Annotated in this window: 19 protein-coding genes; 7 read left to right on the top strand and 12 right to left on the bottom strand. The window is 39.4% G+C overall.

Annotated features, from left to right (window positions below; translation table 11 throughout):
* Positions 1-36 precede the first annotated feature (36 nt).
* On the top strand, positions 37-1077 hold the full coding sequence (gene rlmN, locus IA57_RS02445) for a 23S rRNA (adenine(2503)-C(2))-methyltransferase RlmN (protein WP_036118879.1): 1041 nt from the start codon (positions 37-39) through the stop codon (positions 1075-1077).
* Between the two features lie 50 nt (positions 1078-1127).
* Here rlmN and IA57_RS02440 read toward each other — a convergent pair whose 3' ends face one another.
* Positions 1128-1943, bottom strand: a complete 816-nt coding sequence (locus tag IA57_RS02440) for a T9SS-dependent choice-of-anchor J family protein (RefSeq protein ID WP_036118878.1) — start codon at positions 1941-1943, stop codon at positions 1128-1130.
* A gap of 155 nt (positions 1944-2098) precedes the next feature.
* On the opposite strand from IA57_RS02440, the gene IA57_RS02435 reads away from it, so the two are divergent.
* Positions 2099-3076: a polyprenyl synthetase family protein gene (locus IA57_RS02435; protein ID WP_036118876.1), complete on the top strand. Its 978-nt coding sequence runs from the start codon at positions 2099-2101 to the stop codon at positions 3074-3076.
* Between the two features lie 88 nt (positions 3077-3164).
* On the top strand, positions 3165-5129 hold the full coding sequence (gene dnaG / locus IA57_RS02430) for a DNA primase (protein ID WP_036119438.1): 1965 nt from the start codon (positions 3165-3167) through the stop codon (positions 5127-5129).
* Here dnaG and IA57_RS02425 read toward each other — a convergent pair.
* Together IA57_RS02425 and nadE are read right to left on the bottom strand one after the other, a co-directional pair.
* Complete coding sequence (locus IA57_RS02425; RefSeq protein WP_036118874.1) at positions 5126-5755, bottom strand: response regulator; 630 nt, start codon at positions 5753-5755, stop codon at positions 5126-5128. The genes dnaG and IA57_RS02425 overlap by 4 nt on opposite strands.
* 97 nt (positions 5756-5852) lie before the next feature.
* On the bottom strand, positions 5853-6641 hold the full coding sequence (gene nadE / locus IA57_RS02420; RefSeq protein WP_036118872.1) for an NAD(+) synthase: 789 nt from the start codon (positions 6639-6641) through the stop codon (positions 5853-5855).
* Positions 6642-6733: 92 nt separating this feature from the next.
* Here nadE and gldB point away from each other — a divergent pair, with 92 nt between their 5' ends.
* Positions 6734-7696 carry a gliding motility lipoprotein GldB gene (gldB, locus tag IA57_RS02415; RefSeq protein ID WP_036118862.1) on the top strand — a complete coding sequence of 321 codons (963 nt, stop codon included), beginning with the start codon at positions 6734-6736 and terminating at the stop codon, positions 7694-7696.
* Positions 7696-8031, top strand: a complete 336-nt coding sequence (gene gldC, locus IA57_RS02410) for a gliding motility protein GldC (protein ID WP_036118861.1) — start codon at positions 7696-7698, stop codon at positions 8029-8031. The genes gldB and gldC overlap by 1 nt, the downstream gene beginning before the upstream one ends.
* Positions 8032-8034: 3 nt before the next feature.
* Here gldC and rodA read toward each other — a convergent pair whose 3' ends face one another.
* The 7 genes from rodA to IA57_RS02375 form a co-directional block, all read right to left on the bottom strand.
* Entirely contained in the window at positions 8035-9312 is a 1278-nt protein-coding gene (rodA, locus tag IA57_RS02405; RefSeq protein ID WP_036118860.1) for a rod shape-determining protein RodA, read from the bottom strand.
* A 2-nt stretch (positions 9313-9314) separates the two neighbouring features.
* Positions 9315-11171: a penicillin-binding protein 2 gene (gene mrdA, locus IA57_RS02400; RefSeq protein ID WP_036118858.1), complete on the bottom strand. Its 1857-nt coding sequence runs from the start codon at positions 11169-11171 to the stop codon at positions 9315-9317.
* Positions 11172-11675: a hypothetical protein gene (locus tag IA57_RS02395; RefSeq protein WP_036118856.1), complete on the bottom strand. Its 504-nt coding sequence runs from the start codon at positions 11673-11675 to the stop codon at positions 11172-11174. It lies immediately after the preceding gene.
* On the bottom strand, positions 11668-12504 hold the full coding sequence (gene mreC, locus IA57_RS02390; protein ID WP_036118852.1) for a rod shape-determining protein MreC: 837 nt from the start codon (positions 12502-12504) through the stop codon (positions 11668-11670). The genes IA57_RS02395 and mreC overlap by 8 nt, the downstream gene beginning before the upstream one ends.
* A gap of 9 nt (positions 12505-12513) precedes the next feature.
* Positions 12514-13542 (bottom strand): rod shape-determining protein, encoded by a 1029-nt coding sequence (locus IA57_RS02385; RefSeq protein ID WP_036118850.1) that lies wholly within the window; start codon positions 13540-13542, stop codon positions 12514-12516.
* A 135-nt stretch (positions 13543-13677) separates the two neighbouring features.
* Entirely contained in the window at positions 13678-15210 is a 1533-nt protein-coding gene (purH, locus tag IA57_RS02380; protein ID WP_036118848.1) for a bifunctional phosphoribosylaminoimidazolecarboxamide formyltransferase/IMP cyclohydrolase, read from the bottom strand.
* 179 nt (positions 15211-15389) lie between these two features.
* Complete coding sequence (locus IA57_RS02375; RefSeq protein WP_036118847.1) at positions 15390-15842, bottom strand: GAF domain-containing protein; 453 nt, start codon at positions 15840-15842, stop codon at positions 15390-15392.
* Positions 15843-15925: 83 nt separating this feature from the next.
* On the opposite strand from IA57_RS02375, the gene xrtF reads away from it, so the two are divergent.
* Both xrtF and IA57_RS02365 read left to right on the top strand, forming a co-directional pair.
* Positions 15926-16486, top strand: coding sequence for an exosortase family protein XrtF (gene xrtF / locus IA57_RS02370; RefSeq protein WP_036118846.1), 561 nt, complete (start codon positions 15926-15928; stop codon positions 16484-16486).
* Complete coding sequence (locus IA57_RS02365) at positions 16486-16908, top strand: exosortase F system-associated membrane protein (RefSeq protein WP_036118845.1); 423 nt, start codon at positions 16486-16488, stop codon at positions 16906-16908. The genes xrtF and IA57_RS02365 overlap by 1 nt, the downstream gene beginning before the upstream one ends.
* Positions 16909-17016: 108 nt before the next feature.
* Here the strand turns inward: IA57_RS02365 and groL are convergent, their stop codons facing one another.
* Together groL and IA57_RS02355 are read right to left on the bottom strand one after the other, a co-directional pair.
* The gene (gene groL, locus IA57_RS02360; protein ID WP_036118843.1) at positions 17017-18645 is read right to left on the bottom strand and encodes a chaperonin GroEL; all 1629 of its coding nucleotides are present in this window, start codon (positions 18643-18645) and stop codon (positions 17017-17019) included.
* Positions 18646-18744: 99 nt separating this feature from the next.
* Complete coding sequence (locus IA57_RS02355) at positions 18745-19020, bottom strand: co-chaperone GroES (RefSeq protein WP_036118841.1); 276 nt, start codon at positions 19018-19020, stop codon at positions 18745-18747.
* Positions 19021-19029 lie beyond the last annotated feature (9 nt).

Below are 19029 nucleotides of genomic sequence, written 5' to 3'. Positions count from 1 at the left end.
TATGCCATTTGTAAATAGTACTTTTGTAGCACATTTATGGAAACAAAAAAACGAGACATACGCGCATTAGATAAAACGCAGTTACGCGATTTTTTTGTTGCTGAAGGCGACAAGGCCTTTCGTGGCAATCAGGTTTACGAGTGGCTTTGGAATAAAGGCGCCCATAGCTTTGACGATATGACCAACATTTCTAAGGAAACACGCCAAATGTTGGACGATAATTTTGTAATCAACCACATTGAGGTTGACCAAATGCAACGAAGCAACGATGGGACCATAAAAAATGCCGTAAGGCTTCACGATGGGTTGATTGTCGAATCAGTATTAATCCCAACAGCAACGCGAACCACGGCCTGTGTGTCGTCTCAGGTAGGATGTAGTTTAGATTGTAAATTTTGTGCTACTGCCAGGCTTAAACGCATGCGTAACCTAAACCCCGATGAGATTTTCGATCAGGTAAAGGCCATCGACAACGAAAGCCGTTTGTATTTTAATCGCCCATTGAGCAACATTGTTTTTATGGGTATGGGCGAGCCATTAATGAACTACAATAATGTTTTAAAGGCCATTGATAAAATAACATCTCCCGAAGGATTGGGCATGTCGCCAAAACGAATTACCGTTTCAACTTCTGGTGTGCCTAAAATGATTAAAAAAATGGCCGACGAAGCAGTGAAATTCAAATTAGCAGTATCGTTACATTCTGCTATTGATGAGGTTCGTACGTCTATCATGCCCTTTAATGCCACCTTCCCGTTAAAAGACTTAAGAGAAGCCTTGGAGCATTGGTATGCCAAAACGAAAAATAGAATTACCTACGAGTATGTGGTTTGGAAGGGTGTTAACGACAAACAAAAAGATGTTGATGCCTTGGTACAGTTCTGTAAATTTGCGCCAAGTAAGGTGAACTTAATCGAGTATAACCCCATAGATGATGGCGATTTTCAGCAAGCCAACGAAGAAGCCATTCAAATGTATATAAACACATTAGAAAGAAACAATATAACCGTAACGGTAAGGCGATCGCGCGGTAAGGATATTGATGCCGCCTGTGGGCAATTGGCCAATAAAAGCTAAATAAAAAAGCCACTTAATTAAGTGGCTTTTTTGTGTTTAAATCTTAGGCGTTAATTTATAACAACTTTCTTTCTTGTGGTAATGTTTCTCGACGGATCACTTACTTCAACAACATAAATGCCAGACGATAAATTAGAAACATGAATGTCTTGCGATTCTAATCTGGTGTTTCCGCTCATAACAGATTTTCCTAAAATGTTATAAATCCTGTAGTGCGCCTCGCCCTTAATGTTAGAAACGGTAATGATATCGTCTTTACAGCCTATAAAAAAGGCCTGTTTAGCATTAAATTCCTCGGTGCTTAGTGTATAATTTACGGATACATTGTCTATTTCAATGGTGAATTGGTCAGAAACGCTATGGTGTCTAAAGGCAATGTATACCGCAGCCTGTCCTGCAAAACTAGAAAGGTCTAAAGTTCTTGGGGATAAGCTGTTTACGCCATCTAGGTTAGGCTCGTTAAAGCTTATAGCCGATGAGGTAAAGTCATTAATTGTGTTGCCTGTAGCTGCGTAAACCGTATAGTGTTCCATATCCCAAGAAGCATCTATAGCCATGACTTCATAATTTAATGTTATGTTGCCAGAAGCAGTCGATAAATCTATTACGGGAGAAATAGCCCAATTATCTGGCTGGAGGGCGCCAATAGCACTACTCCATGAAGCCGAGCGTAAAACAGGAGTCCCAACAGGAACGTTGTTTGCATCAATGATTTGTACAGCTGACCAATTAAAACCATCTCCATCGCTATCAGTCAAGGTCCAATCCGAAATGTCTTCGTCGTTAAAATCATCAGACCATACCACAGTTTGGCCGAAAAAGATGAAAGGGGTTAACATAATAAGTAGTAGTGTAATTTTTTTCATAGGTGTTGTAATTAGATGTTTGTTAATGTATTAAAGATATGGAATATTTTAATATAAACAGTAGGGCTTTTCTCAAATTTCTTTTTTGTGTCGTGCAGTTGCAATTTTTAAAAGATATTTTTAGTAGGTTTGTGAGGATTTTTTAGCTAAGTTTTGTGAAGGTCGTTGAACAAATAAAACAACCCATTGCTTTTGAAATGGAGCTTTTCGAGCAAAAGTTCCAACTTTCCATGTCCTCTAAAGTGGCGTTGTTAAACCGCATTACGCACTACATTGTAAACCGTAAGGGCAAGCAAATGCGCCCTATGTTTGTGTTTTTGGTGGCCAAAATGCTTAACAATGGCGAGGTAAGCGAAAGAACCTATCGCGGTGCTTCGGTAATCGAATTAATCCATACAGCCACTTTAGTACACGACGATGTGGTGGATGATAGTAATAGACGCCGGGGGTTTTTCTCTATCAATGCGCTATGGAAAAATAAAATTGCCGTTTTGGTTGGCGATTACCTGCTGTCTAAAGGCTTATTACTTTCTATCGATAACAACGATTTCGACCTGCTTAAAATTATTTCAGTAGCCGTTCGTGAGATGAGCGAAGGCGAACTGCTTCAAATAGAAAAGGCTAGAAAACTCGACATTACCGAAACGGTTTACTATGAGATTATCCGTCAAAAAACAGCAACCTTAATTGCAGCCTGCTGTAGTTTGGGAGCAGCCTCGGTAAAACCCAACTCTCCAGAGGTGGAAACCATGCGTAAATTTGGCGAACTTATAGGCATGGCTTTTCAAATAAAAGATGATTTGTTTGATTATGGCGACGCGCAAATAGGCAAGCCAACGGGCATAGACATTAAGGAGCAAAAAATGACCCTACCCTTAATTCATGTGCTTAATAATTGCTCGCCAAAAGAAAAAAAATGGCTTATTAACTCCATTAAAAATCACAATAAGGATAAAAAGCGGGTAAAAGAAGTGATTGCTTTTGTAAAAGCACATAATGGGTTAGATTATGCCATAGACAAGATGAAAGCATTCCAAAAAGATGCGCTAGTCATTTTAGATGGTTATCCAGACTCTCAGTTTAAAGATTCACTGCAACTTATGGTGAATTATGTTATCGATAGAAAAAAATAATCCTGTTTAAGGCCGCATTTTAAATGAAGCCTTTTTACATATATTGTTTTTATCTTTATATTTTTACACCCTTAAAGGCTTACTTGTTTTGATTTCGAAATCCACCATAGATAAAGTGTTTGAAACCGCTCGCGTAGAGGAGGTTATTGGTGATTTTGTACAATTAAAAAAAGCCGGAAGTAACTTTAAAGGGTTAAGTCCGTTTAGCGACGAACGTACACCTAGCTTTATGGTATCGCCTGTAAAGCAAATCTGGAAAGATTTCAGTACTGGAAAAGGCGGAAATGCCGTCGCTTTTTTAATGGAGCATGAGCATTTTACCTATCCAGAAGCCATAAAATACTTGGCCAAAAAGTATAACATTGAAATTGAAGAAACCCAGCAAACTAACGAACAGAAGGAAAAAGCTAACGCCCGAGAAAGTTTGTATTTGGTAAGCGAGTTTGCAAACACCTATTTTCAGAAAACATTACATAAAACCAATCCAGGAAAAGCCATTGGATTAAGCTATTTTAAAGAGCGGGGCTTTACCCCAGAAACGATTAAAAAGTTTGATTTGGGGTATTCGCTTGATGAATGGCAAGCGTTTTCAGACGAAGCCCTAAAACAAGGCTACAACATAGAATTTCTGGAAAAAACGGGGCTCACCATTGTTAAAGGCGATAAACATTTCGACAGGTTTAAAGGCCGTGTTATGTTCCCTATAAAAAGTATGAGTGGGCGAGTGCTTGGGTTTGGTGGTCGCATTTTAACCAACGATAAAAAAGCCGCCAAGTATCTTAATTCGCCAGAAAGCGATATCTACCATAAAAGCAAAGTGCTTTACGGTATTTATAACGCCAAACAGGCCATTGCCAAAGAAGACAACTGTTACCTAGTTGAAGGCTATACCGATGTTATTCAATTTCACCAAACAGGCATTCATAACGTTGTTTCGTCTTCTGGTACAGCCTTAACCCCAGAGCAAATTAGGCTAATTAACCGGTTAACCAATAACATTACCGTACTGTTTGATGGCGATGCAGCAGGTATACGAGCATCTTTAAGAGGAATCGATTTAATTCTGGAGCAGGGCATGAATGTGAAAGTGTGTGGTTTTCCAGAAGGTGAAGACCCCGATAGTTTTGCTCGGGAGAATACCTTAGAGGAGTTAACGACTTACCTAGAAGAACACGCCACAGATTTTATACGGTATAAGGCCTCTGTTTTGGTAGACGAAGCCAAGAACGATCCCATAAAGCGCGCCGAAACCATAAAGGATATTGTGGTTAGCATCTCAAAAATTCCCGATAGGATTAAGCAGGAGATTTATTTAAGGGAGTGTTCCAAAATTATGGATATTAGTGAAACAGTCCTGTTTAGCACGCTTCAGCAGCTTACCCAAAAAGCACTTAGTAATGCCAACAAGGCCTACAAAAAAGAGCAGCAAAAAAATGTTTTTGAAGTGGTTAAGAACGAACCGCAAAAACAAACGGTCGATGTGCAATACGAGCTCGAGCGAAAAATCATTCAAATTTTATTGCTGTATGGCAATCGAACCGAAATCTTCGACGATTTGTTGTTGAAGGAAAACGACGAAAGCGAGCTGGTTCTAGAATCGGAAGAAATGGAAGCCAAGGTGTTCCAGAAAATATATTTGGATTTGCAGGAAGATGAAATGGAATTTACAAACGACCATTTTAAAACACTTTACTACAATATTATTGAAAAGCTTAACCAAGACCCGGAATACGCTATTGAGAACCTCGTAAACGATGTAACGCCAGACGTAGCCTCAGAAATAACAACCATTCTTATGGAAGATGAAAGGTATGAGCTTTCTAATTGGCAGGTGCAAAATATTTTTCCCAAAGAAAAAACCGATACCGTAGCGCAACTGGTAAACCAAACCATTTTAAACTTGCGTAGCTTTTTAATTTCAAAAAAAATAGACGAGTTAATTCAGGAAGTTAAGGAAAACCTACACGAACAGCACCCTAATATCCTGGAAGACGTGATGAATTATAAAAAATTAGATAATTTATTGTCTAGAAAGCTAGACAAGCCACTTTAAACGTCTAACAACTTGGCACGGTTAACCAAATCGACAATGTTGTTAACATCCAGCTTTTTCATGAGCCGCGATTTGTAAGTGCTTACAGTTTTTTCGTTTATTTCAAGCTCCTGAGCAATTTCCTTGTTCTTTTTTCCTGCCGATAATAATTTTAAAACCTCAATTTCGCGAGTAGACAGTTTTTTATAAAACGACCCCGATCGTCTGTTTATTTTTCTTCTGTAAGTGAGTTGCTCGTTTAAATTAGGACTTAAAAATGTTTCGCCTTGGCTAACTTTGGTAATGGCTTCTTTTAGCGTAATAATATTTGCGGTTTTAGACAAATACCCAGCAGCTCCTGCCTTTATGGTGTTTAAGGCGTAAATCTCCTCGGGTTGCGAGGTAAACATAAGCACCTTAATATTAGGAAACTCTTTTGTTAGCCTGCGTAAAGCCGTTATGCCATTGAGTTTTGGCAGATCGACTTCGCATAAAATAACATCGGCTGGATTGTATCTTAAGAATTCAAAAATAGCTTCGCCATTTCCTACACCACCAACAACTTTTATGTTTGGTGAGGAGAGAAATAGGAGTTCTATTCCTTTTCGTACTATGGGGTGGTTATCGACTACCAACAGCTTAATCATAATTGTTTTTTTTAATTAGTTAGACTGTTGGGGCAAAAAAAGTATTTAGCATACGCTCTTACGTAAAGGTAATAAATTTTTTACAAAAAATAATCCTTTATTTTAAATCTTCTGGAATTTTACAAATGGGAATTGGACGCATTTTATGCTGATTGTTAGCATTGTATCGGGTGTAAATTTTAAAGACGTCTTGCTCTCTTCCCGAAAAATCATGCGCTAATTTACCTTGTTCTGTCATGGCCATGGCCCATTCTAACTCTGGGTACGAGGCGCCTATTTGGTCTTCGTCGCTTCTTGCATCACCAAATAAGCCATCGCTAGGAGCGGCTTTCATAATGGATTGCGGCACAGCAAGCGCTTCGCCAAGGGCGTATACTTCAGATTTCAATAAATCTGCTATCGGACTTAAATCGACACCGCCATCGCCATATTTGGTGTAAAATCCAACGCCAAAATCTTCAATTTTATTACCGGTGCCGGCAACAAGCAGGTTGTTTAATCCTGCATAGTAATAAAGCGTCGTCATGCGAAGCCTAGCCCTAGTGTTGGCCAAAGCCATATCGACAACCGCTTGTGAACCTTCTAGGGTAACGCTGGTTTTAAACGTTTCGAAAGTAGGTGTTAAGTCGACGTGTTGGCTAGAGACATTGCTGTACTGGTGCGTTAAGAAAGTAAGGTGCTCTTGCGCCCTGTTAACATGGGTCTGGGCTTGGTGAATGGGCATTTCCAAACAAAGTACCGGCAACTTGGTTTTGGCACAAAGGACAGAGGTTACGGCAGAATCTATTCCGCCGGAAATCCCCACAACAAAACCACTTACTTTAGCGTTAGTGGCATAGTCTTTTAGCCAATTTACAATATGATCGATAACTTTTTCTGTTTGCATATTTAATAAAGTTAAGGCAAAGAATATTACCTTTGCGTCACAAAAATAGGGTAATCGTTGTATTAATAAAAAATTAACTTAGGGAAGTTTACATGAAAAAATACATGATCTTTTTGGTTGTTATAGGAGTGTTATTGGCCTGCAATACCGAAAGCAAAATAGAAGCAGAGGTTGCAGGAATACAAGTTGATTTTACTATAGAGCGGTTCGATCTGGCTTTTGGTGCAGCAACTCCTCAAGAGCTTCCAAAACTAAAGAAGGCTTATCCGTTTATGTTTTCAGATCGTTATGAAGATGCATTTTGGATAGATAGAATGACCGATACCATTCAGGTAGAACTTCGCCAAGAGACCAAAAAGGAATTTCCAGATTTAAAGCAGGAAAAATTAGCGCTGAAAGGCGTGTTTCAGCATTTAAAATACTACTACCCCAATTTTAAGACTCCTAGAGTGGTTACAACAACATCTAACGTAGATTATAGGAACAAGGTGATTGTAACCGATACCATTGTGCTTATTTCGTTAGACACGTATTTGGGGAAAGACCATAAGTTTTATCAAGGCATACAAAAGTACCTTCGTGCTAATTTTGAGCGTAAGCAAATACCCGTCGATTTGGCCAAGGCCTATGCGCAAAAGCATATTCAGCAAGAACAAAATAAAACCTTGTTAGATGAAATGGTGTATTATGGCAAGCAACTTTACTTTGCCAAAAGCATGCTGCCCAATACGTCTAATGCTGAAATAATGGGCTATACCGAAGCGGATTTTCAATGGGCAGAAAGCAACGAAAGCAACATATGGCGGTACTTTTTAGAGCGGGAATTGCTTTATAGCACCGATTCGAAATTACCGGGTAGGTTTATTAATCCTGCACCTTTCTCTAAGTTTCAACTGGAGGAAATAGACAAAGCGTCTCCCGGGCAAATAGGGCAATATTTGGGGTGGCAAATTGTAAACGCCTATATGGAAAACAATGCCGTTACCCTAAACAATATGCTGTTGCAGCCTACCGAAGTTATTTTTAACAATTCAAAATTTAAACCCAAACGATAATGGCCAATATAAAATCAACAATAGAACTGAATATAGAGTTAGACGAGAACCGCGTTCCTGAGAAATTGTCCTGGACAGCAGAAGATGGTGGTATTAATAATGAAGCGGCCAAGGCCATGATGCTTTCGGTGTGGGATAGCAACAAGCAAGAGTCCTTACGTATAGATTTATGGACCAAAGACATGCCTGTAGATGAGATGAAAGTTTTTTTTCATCAAACATTGGTCTCTATGAGCAACACCTTTAAAAGGGCGACTCAAGATGAGAAAATGAGCGCGACCATGATGGATTTTTGCGATTACTTTGCAGAAAAATTAGAGCTGAAGAAAGACTAAGGGCTACCACTCGTTTATTCTGTTGGAGTCTAATTTAATAAAGATGAAAAGCAGTATGGTAAAGCCCCAAAGCCCCGAACCTCCATAACTAAAAAATGGCAACGGGATACCAATGGTTGGAATTAGCCCCATAACCATACCAATGTTTATCATGAAGTGTATAAACATAATAGCGGCAACACTGTAACCATACACCCTGCTAAACTGCGATTTTTGAAGTTCAGACAGATGCAGGATTCTTAACAGGAGTAGCACAAACAGAAGAATAACAAAAACGCTTCCGGCAAAACCCCATTCTTCGCCAACGGTACTAAAAATATAATCGGTGTGTTGTTCGGGAACAAACTTCCCCGTGGTTCTGGTGCCTTCTAAAAAGCCTTTTCCTGTCCAACCGCCAGAACTTATAGCCTGCTCCGATTGGATAAGGTTGTAGGCTTCTCGTTTTTTCATGCGTTCGAGTTTTACAGGATCTTTTTCTAAACGCAGCCATAACGTAATTCGGTTTTGTTGGTGGGGCTGTAAAATATTGCTATAAAAAAACTTAATGCCAAATGCCAGAATACCACAAATTATTATGGTAAACAACGTGTTGTAAAATGCTGGTTTTCGCTTTCGTGTAAAGTGGTAGGTTAAAATAAGTGTTGTAGCGCCAAGACTAGTTGCTAATGCGCCAAACTTTAACGCCAATATGGCAATAAGCACCAATAAAATACCAATGGTTAAATATATTTTGGGTAGGCCTTCGCGGTATAATACAAAAAAGAAGGCGGCGTAAACAATGGTACTGCCGGCATCGTTTTGTAGGAGGATTAAAAATGCTGGAATGGCAATAACGATAAAGGTTCTAATTTGGTCTTTAAACGTTTTAATATCGGTATGCAGGTCACTAATATATTTTGCTACGGCTAGGGCAGTTGCTGTTTTTGCGAACTCGCTAGGTTGTATGGTCATGCCGCCAAAGGCGTACCAGGATGTGGCTCCATTTACATTTTTTCCAAAAATAAAAAGCCCAACAAGGGAGAGCAGGGAAACGATGTAAATAAGACTGGCAAAGCGTTCGTAAAACTTGGTGTCTATGGCGAGGATAACAACAATAAGTGCAAACGTTAAAAATATAAACATCAGCTGTTTGCCGTACGGCTGTGAGAAGTCCAAATAATCAATGGTTTGTCCTGTATGCGAAGCCGATAAAATATTCAGCCAGCCATAAGCCACCAATAATAAAAAAAGAATAATGGTTATCCAATCAAATTTAAAATATCTATTGGTTTCTCGTTGCATTATTAATTGATGGTAAAGGGTTTTCCTGAGTAAGGTTTTAAATATTCTTCTTCTAGGCTATGGGTTAAAATCCAATTCTCTAGGTCTTTTCTAGTAATGCTGCCTTTTAGGTATTGTTCAATCATAAGGCTGGTAATTCGCCCGGCATAAATAGATCCGTAATGTCCGTTTTCAACCAATACCGCTATGGCAATTTTGGGGTCGTCCTTGGGTGCAAAAGCAACAAAAATAGAGTGATCTTGTAATTGCATGCGCTCGCCATTGATTTTTATAAAATTTTCGGAGGTACCTGTTTTTCCGCAAATTTCAATTCCAGGCACTTTTAAAAATCGTGCTGTTCCGTTTTCATACACATCAAAAAGGCCTTCAATAATCGGATCGAAATGTTCTTCGTTTATGGTGGTGTTGTGTTTGGTAACAAAGTCCTTGTTAATATCTTGATTGGAAATGCTTTTAATAATATGTGGGGTGTAATAATACCCTTTGTTGGCAATGGCTGCTGTAAAGTTTGCCATATGAATGGGTGTGGTTAAAATTTCGCCCTGCCCGATAGAATTTGAGATAATGGTGGTAGCACCCCATCTAAAATCGGGGTACCATTTGTCGTAATAAGCACCATTGGGCATGTTTCCTTTTTTTCCAATAGGGAGGTCGGTACCCAGATATTGGCCTAGACCAAAGCTTTTCATATGGTTGCTCCACACATCCATACCCATGCTGGCATTGTCGTATTTATCAAGCGATCTTCTAAAGGCTGTGGCAAAATACGAGTTGCAAGAGCGGGCAATACTTTTAATTAAGCTTCTGCGACCGCCACCGCAATGGCAGCCCATTGGGCGCCTTCCGCCATAATGGTAAGCACCAACACAAGTAATGGTATAGTCTGGGGTTATAACGTTTTCTTGCAGTGCAGCCAGAGCGACCAAAGCTTTAAAAGGCGAGCCAGGCTCATGAACACGCAACAGCCCTTTATCGATTAAAGGAAGGTAAATAGAGTCGTTGTAAAGCTTGTTGTAGTTTTTAGAGCGCTGCCTGCCTACCAAAAGATTAGGGTTGTAGGACGGTGCCGAGACCAAAGCCAGAATCTCGCCGGTTTTAGGCTCTATGGCAACAATACCGCCACGCTTGTTTACCATAAGTTTTTCGCCATAGGCTTGTAGCTTGGCGTCTATGGTAATGGCAATGTCTTTTCCGGGGACAGGAACAGTATCGAACTTGCCGTTTTTATAAGGGCCTAAATCGCGGTTAAAACGATCTTTCTGAATAAACTTAACCCCTTTTACGCCACGTAATTCCTTTTCGTAGGAGAGCTCGACACCTTGCTTGCCTATAAGGTCGCCCATTTTATAATATGGGTTTTTCTCGATTTGCCCTTGGTTAACTTCGGCAATAAACCCCAAAACATTGGCGCCTATAGAGGTTTGATAATCCCGCAAAGAACGCTTTTGAATGTAGAACCCTTCGTATTTGCGCATTTTCTCCTGAAGTACGGCATAGTCTTCTTTAGAGAGGTGCGAAACAAACACCGAAGGCAATCGGGGCGAATAATGATAGGCCTTGTTATAGGTTTTAATGAATTGGTCTTTGTCTATTTTTAACAACGAGCAAAACTCTAAAGTATCTAAAGGTTTTACTTCCCTAGGAATAACCATCACATCGTATGAAGGTTGGTTAGAAACCAACAACTCTCCATTTCTATCGAATACAAAACCGCGTTTGGGATAATCGTAAACCTTTCTAATGGCAGGATCCTCAAACAAATCATAGTGGTTTGCATTATAGACTTGCAAGTAGAACAACCTGAAAATAAAAACAAGTCCAACAACAATAATGGAGATAAACAGTAATAGTTGTCTCATTTAACGTCCTCTGCTAAAAATTATGGTTATTATTATGGCTAGTATTATCGTAAAAATACTAGAAAATAACGTTTCTTGGAGTATTAAAAGTATGCTTTTAATGTTAAAAATTTCAAGCGAAAACAGGACGAAGTGGTGCACTAAAATTAAGATGAAAAAGTACACGAGCAGTGCGCCGAATTCTATGGTGTTAAATTTTACGGTTTGGTGGTCGTATGCTGTGCCAAAAGAAAACTTTAAAATAATAGGTCTCGCATAAGCTATGGTAAGCGTAGCAGCAGCATGAATGCCCCCAGAGTCTGAAAAAATGTCGATAAGCAGCCCCAATAAAAAGCTTAAAATTAAAAACAACGCACGATTATTCTTAATTGGGTAAAGGGCGACAAACAAAACGTACAAATAGGGGTTAAGGTAGCCTAAAAAGTTAATGTGGTTTAATACCAAAACCTGCAAAAAAACTAAGCTAATAAAGCGTACGGTATGTCCAGAAATCAAACTATTCATCGGATGTTGGGTTTAACAAGCGTTTAATCTCTGGTTGGTCTTTGTTTTCTATAATGTAAACATGCTCTACATTGGTCATGTCGTTAAACAAAGCGACATTTATGGTATAGAAGTTTTTTGAGTGGTCTAGAGTAAAATCGGTTATTGTACCAATGGGAATTCCTTTTGGGAAAATAGCCGAAAGTCCAGATGTCGTAATGGTGTCGCCCTGTTTTATGGGGGCAATTTTAGGGATTTCCTTAAGCTGAACGGTGTACGGAGATTTGCCATCCCAAAGTAAAGAACCAAAATGGTTGGTGTGCTTTAGCTTGGCACTTATTCTGCTATTGGTGTTTAAAATAGAGATAACCGTAGCATATTTTTTGCTGGTACGGTCTACAATACCTAAAACGCCTCTGGGCGTAATAACACCAAAATCCTGTTTTATACTATCGCGTTTCCCTTTGTTAAGCAATAAAATATTGTCGGTGGCCGAGTAACTGTTTTTAATCACTACAGCTGGGGTAAAAGTATAGGTAGTAGCAGATATGTTGGTGCTGTCTGTATACGTAATTTGGATCGAATCGTTTTTCCTTGTGGTATTGTAAATAAGGGTTCTTAAGGTGTTGTTTTCTTGTTGAAGCAAGGCGTTTTGCTCGTTTAGCTTAAAGTATTCCGAGATGTTGTTTACAGAATTGTAAACCCCGCCAGACAAAAAGTTAGCCGAATTTATAAACTTACTCTTGTGGTATGAATGCGACTGAATGGTAAATACGAACGATATAGATAGCAACAATAAGTACAACAAAAAGGTTTTGTTTCTTATTAAAAAATTTATGATTTGTTGCATGTATTACCGCTATTTTATCAAGACGCTTTTGTATTTCGCTAAATTTTTAAGGGTTATTCCTGTGCCACGTACAACGGCTCTTAAGGGATCTTCTGCAATGTAAACCGGCAAATCGGTTTTTTGCGATAAACGTTTGTCTAAGCCGCGTAGCATCGAGCCTCCTCCTGCTAGGTAAATACCCGTGTTGTAAATGTCTGCTGCCAATTCTGGTGGCGTTTGCGAAAGGGTTTCCATTACGGCGTCTTCAATTCGTAAAATGGACTTGTCTAAAGCCTTTGCTATTTCTCTATACGAAATTTGTACCTGTTTTGGTTTTCCGGTAAGCAAATCCCTTCCTTGAACGCTCATATCATCTGGTGGCAACTCAAGGTCTTCGGTAGCTGCACCAATTTGGATTTTTATCTTTTCGGCAGTGCGTTCACCAACATAAAGGTTGTGTTGTGTGCGCATGTAGTAAATAATATCGTTGGTAAACACATCACCGGCAATTTTAACCGATTTATCGCATACAATGCCCCCTAGGGCAATTACGGCAATTTCGGTGGTACCTCCACCAATATCAACAATCATGTTTCCTTTTGGCTGCATGATGTCTACACCAATACCTATGGCCGCAGCCATAGGTTCGTGTATTAAATAAACTTCTTTTCCGTTAACGCGCTCGGCACTTTCTTTTACGGCGCGCATTTCTACCTCTGTAATTCCCGAAGGAATACAAATAACCATACGTAAGGCAGGGCTAAATAACTTCTTTTTTAAAGCGGGTATGTTCTTAATGAACATGCTTATCATTTGTTCTGAAGCATCAAAATCGGCAATTACCCCGTCTTTTAATGGCCTAATGGTCTTGATGTTCTCGTGCGTTTTTCCCTGCATCATGCTGGCTTCTTTTCCAGCGGCGATGATTTTTCCGGAAATGCGATCACGGGCAACTATAGATGGGCTATCAACCACAACCTTGTCGTTGTGTATAATAAGTGTATTTGCAGTACCAAGGTCTATGGCTATTTCTTCAGTTAGGAAGTCAAAAAATCCCATTCGTTTTAACGTAGTTTTTGAGGTTTAAAAATCAAATCTTGTAAATGTAATAAAAGTTCGGCAATATATGCACCATACAATTGCCCCACTTTTTAATTTCTACATTTTAACGAGATTTCCGTAAAAACGGAAATATTAATGCTTAAAATGACGTGTTCCTGTAAACACCATAGCCACATTGTTGGTGTTGCAATAATCAATGCTTAATTGGTCTTTAATCGACCCGCCCGGTTGGATTACTGCAGTAATTCCGGCTGTATGGGCAATTTCTACGCAGTCTGGAAAGGGGAAAAAAGCATCGCTTGCCATAACAGCGCCATTAAGATCGAAATTAAACGAGCCTGCTTTATGAATGGCTTGGTTTAGCGCATCAACACGGCTGGTTTGTCCTGTTCCACTAGCGCATAATTGCTTGTTTTTAGCAAGTACAATAGTGTTAGACTTGGTGTGCTTACAGATTTTTGAAGCAAAAATTAAATCTTCTAATTCGTTTTTCGATGGTTTATTGTTTGTGGCTTCGGTTAAATCTTCAAGACGATCGGTTTTGTTGTCTTTGTCTTGAACTAAAACACCGTTTAAACAACTTCTAACGGTTGTTTTAGGAAGCTCGATATCATTTAAAACAAGTAGGATTCTGTTTTTCTTTCCTTTTAAAATCTCTAAAGCATCATTAGAGAAGGCAGGTGCAATAACCACTTCGCAGAATAGGTTGTGAATGTCTTCTGCCGTCGCCTTATCGATTTCGGTATTGCTAATTAAAATACCGCCAAAAGCAGAAACGGGGTCGCCGGCAAGTGCATCGGTATAGGCTTGGTGCAGGGTATCGCGTTGTGCTAGGCCACAGGCGTTATTGTGCTTTAGGATAGCGAAAGTAGGTGCTTCACCCTTAAATTCGTTCATGAGCATAACGGCAGCATCAACATCCAAAAGGTTGTTGTAGCTTAGTTCTTTGCCGTGCAGCTTGGTGAACATGGCTTCGAAATCGCCAAAGAAAAAACCTTCTTGGTGCGGGTTTTCGCCATAGCGTAGGGCTTGCCCTTGTGTTTCGCTTAGTTTTAGCGAGGTAATGTCGTTGTTGGCGTTGAAGTAGTTAAAAATGGCCGAGTCGTAATGCGATGACACGTTAAAGGCTTTTGCTGCAAAGCGCTTTCTGTCTGCTTCGGAGGTTTCGCCATTTTTTGCTTTTAGCAATTCTAGGAATTCGTTGTAATCGTTAACCGAAGATACACAAACTACATCGGCGTAGTTTTTGGCTGCTGCACGAATTAAAGAAATACCACCTATGTCGATTTTCTCGATAATATCTTGGTGGTTGGCGCCAGAGGCTACAGTTTTTTCAAAGGGGTAAAGGTCTACAATAACCAAGTCGATTTGAGGGATTTCAAATTCGGCCAATTCGGCAACATCGCTAGGGTTGTGCTGTCTGTTTAAAATGCCACCAAATACTTTTGGGTGTAAGGTTTTTACACGTCCGCCAAGGATGGATGGGTAAGAGGTTACATCTTCTACTGGTACAACATCGATACCGAGGTCTTTAATGAATTTTTCGGTGCCTCCAGTCGAGTAAATGGTAACACCCTGCTCGTTTAGCTGTTTTACAATAGGTTCTAATCCGTCTTTTGAAAATACGGAAATTAAGGCCGATTTAATGGTTTTTGTAGTACTCATTTTAGTTTTGTTGTGTGTTTTATTCCCACCTTTGGTGAGTGTGGCATTTAATAGGCTTTCAATACGGTTGAAAGGCTTGTTTTCGAGTGCAAAAGTAATTATTTCAAACTGAAAATGAGAGGTGTTTTTGTGTAAAAAAACAGACTTTTTTTTATTTGTGATCGGTAGGGGTGTTTAAGCTATAAAATGGCAGCAACTTCTTGACAGACAAACTCCAAGAAATGCTCGTCTGCTTTTGTAAATGGATCTTTGGTGTTGGAGTCGATATCGATTTGGCCAATATTTTCACCATCAACAAAAATGGGGATTACAATTTCTGCTTTAACCGTAATGCTACAGGCAATGTAGTTGTCCTGGGCTGTAACATCTGGAACCACAAAGTTTTGGTTGCTTACCGCTACTTGTCCGCAAATGCCTTTTCCAAAAGGGATGATGGTGTGGTCTGTTGGGGCGCCCGCATAGGGGCCAAGTTTTAATTCGTTTTTGTTGCCGTTTTTAAAATAAAACCCCACCCAATCGTAATAGGAGACATGTGTTTTTAAAAGGGTGCATAGATCCAGTAAACGCTGGTCTACGGTTTTGTTGCTTGCTATAATTTGGGAAACTTCTGGTTTTAATGTGTTAAAAGACATTGTTAAAAACTTTATGTAAAAGTATTTAAAAGCGATTATTTAAAAATTGATTTTATATAACTTTAACATCAAAATATTTTTAATTGGAAAGTTTGGTTAAAACATATAGGCCTGTTGTAAAGTTTATAATAACCTTTTTGGTTGTTTACAGTGTTTTAACGGTAGGGTACAGGGCTTACCTAAAGTTTTCTACTGGCATGACTTATTATCCAGATTACGTGACCAATCTTGTGGCACACCAGACTGCCGACATACTTAATGGGTTTGGTTACCATACAACGGCAATACCGCATCCCGATGAGCCTTCGATGAAACTAATTGTAAATGGAAAGTACTTGTCTAGAATAGTAGAGGGGTGCAATGCAATAAGTGTTATTAACCTTTTTATTGCTTTTGTAGTGGCTTTTTCTGGGAGGTTTAAATCTACTTTTCTTTTTATCCTAGCAGGAGCGGTTATTTTATATGCGGCAAATGTGTTGCGCATTGCAATTATTATTATGTGTTTGTACCATTTTCCGCAATACCAGGACTTACTGCATGAAGTGGTTTTTCCGCTGATGATTTATGGGATGATGTTTTTGCTTTGGATGGTGTGGGTAAATAGGTTTTCTAGTTTAAAAGTTAAAGAGGCAAGAAGTAAGTGATGATGAAGTATGTGTTAATAACCGTTTTAATTTTGTTTTTAATCCTTATCAGGGCTTTTGAAGATGTGTTGTTTTATGATCCGTATTTACAGTTTTTCAAAAATGATTATCTCTACATAGATAGCCCAAGGCGCGAAGTGTTTAAGCTTACCCTTTTTACAACCATACGGTATGTTTTAAATACGGTAATTTCTTTAGGCATTATGTATTTGTTTTTTAAGGATGTGTCTGTTGTGAAGTTTTCGGCTGTGGTTTACAGCCTTGCTTATTTTGTATTGATTGGGGTGTTTTTGTATTTTGTAATTAACCCAAAACAAGAAGATTACTATCTATTTTTTAATGTTAGACGGTTTTTAATTCAACCTATAATGTTACTGCTGTTACTTCCAGCGTTTTATTATCATAAGCTAACAAAGGCTTAAAAAGTGCAGATTTATTGGTTTTAGACAAAAAGAACACCATTGTGTAATAAAAAAACGCCTTGAAATATTTCAAGGCGTTTTTTTTTATTTGCGTGTCGAGACTCTCGACTACATCATGCCTGGCATACCGCCGCCCATAGGAGGCATAGCCGGTTCGTCTTCTTTAATATCGACCAAAGCACATTCGGTAGTTAAGATCATGCCAGCAACCGAAGCGGCATTTTCCAAGGCTACACGGGTTACCTTTTTAGGATCGATAATACCAGCTTCTAGCATGTCTACATACTGTTCGTTCTTGGCATCGTACCCAAAGCCTTTTTTACCTTCTAAAACCTTGTTGATTACCACAGAGCCTTCGCCACCTGCATTTTCAACAATTGTTCTAATAGGGGCTTCAATAGCTTTGTTCACAATCTGAACACCGGTTGTTTCATCTAGGTTTTCGGTAGGTAGTTTTTCAAGCACTTTTTTAGCTCTTACAAAGGCTACACCACCACCGGCAACAATACCTTCTTCTACAGCCGCTCTTGTGGCGTGTAGGGCATCATCTACGCGGTCTTTCTTTTCTTTCATTTCCACTTCACTGGCAGCACCAACATAAAGTACGGCAACACCACCAGCTAATTTGGCTAAGCGCTCTTGAAGTTTTTCTTTATCGTAATCGCTGGTTGTGGTTTCTATTTGTGCTTTAATTTGGTTTACGCGAGCTTTAATATCAGCTGCTTTACCAGCACCGTTTACAATAGTCGTGTTGTCTTTGTCTATGGTTACAGTTTCTGCTGTACCCAACATGCTTAAATCGGCATTTTCAAGCGAGAAGCCGCGTTCTTCAGAAATTACGGTACCGCCAGTTAAAATAGCGATGTCTTCTAGCATGGCTTTACGTCTGTCGCCAAAGCCAGGCGCTTTTACAGCGGCGATTTTTAATCCGCCACGTAGTTTATTTACTACTAGAGTGGCTAGGGCTTGTCCTTCAACATCTTCGGCAATGATTAATAATGGGCGGCCAGATTGTGCTACAGGCTCTAGAATAGGAAGAATTTCCTGTAGGTTAGAAATCTTTTTATCGAATAATAAAATGTACGGATTTTCTAAATCGGCAATCATTTTATCGGCATCGGTTACGAAGTAAGGCGACAGGTAGCCTCTGTCGAATTGCATCCCTTCAACAACGTCTACATACGTATCGGTTCCTTTGGCCTCTTCAACGGTAATAACACCTTCTTTGCCTACTTTTCCAAAAGCTGTAGCAATCAATTCACCAATAGTTTCGTCGTTATTGGCAGAGATTGAGGCAACTTGCTGAATTTTTTCAGAAGAATTTCCTACTTTTTTTGCTTGCTTTTCAAGATCGGCCGTAATGGCTTCGACAGCTTTGTCTATTCCGCGTTTTAGATCCATTGGGTTAGCTCCGGCAGCAACGTTTTTTAGACCTTCTTTTACGATGGCTTGTGCTAAAACGGTAGCAGTTGTTGTACCGTCACCGGCAAGGTCGTTGGTTTTAGAGGCCACCTCTTTTACCATTTGTGCGCCCATGTTTTCAAGCTCGTCTTCAAGCTCGACTTCTTTTGCTACAGAAACACCATCTTTGGTAACTGAAGGCGCACCAAAGCTTTTCGAAATAATAACGTTACGTCCCTTAGGGCCTAAAGTTACTTTTACTGCGTTTGCTAAAGCATCGACACCGCGTTTTAGGCCGTCGCGTGCTTCAATATCAAATTTTATATCTTTTGCCATAATTTTTTAAGTGTTTTATGCCTGAAGCGTGATGCTTTAGGCGTTTAATTTGTTTTTAATACGTTTTGTTTATAGCATTCTGTTAGTTGCCTCAGGCTTCTAGATAATTGCGAAAATGTCGCTTTCTCGCATAATTAAATAGTCCTTACCGTCAAGTTTTAACTCTGTGCCAGAATATTTTCCGTAAAGTACAGTGTCTCCAACTTTAACCGTTATAGGGTCGTCTTTAGTGCCGTTACCTACAGCAACTACTTTGCCTTTTTGTGGTTTTTCTTTGGCGTTATCAGGAATGATTATCCCAGCAGCAGTTTTAGTTTCAGCTTGAACAGGTTCTACAAGAACCCTGTCTGCTAAAGGTTTAATGTTTAATGCCATTTGTGTTAT

The organism is Mangrovimonas yunxiaonensis (assembly GCF_000733475.1).
In the GTDB taxonomy this organism is placed as follows: Bacteria; Bacteroidota; Bacteroidia; order Flavobacteriales; family Flavobacteriaceae; genus Mangrovimonas; species Mangrovimonas yunxiaonensis.
The sequence above is the reverse complement of the archived record's forward strand: the minus strand, read 5'-3'. Positions and strand labels throughout refer to the sequence as shown.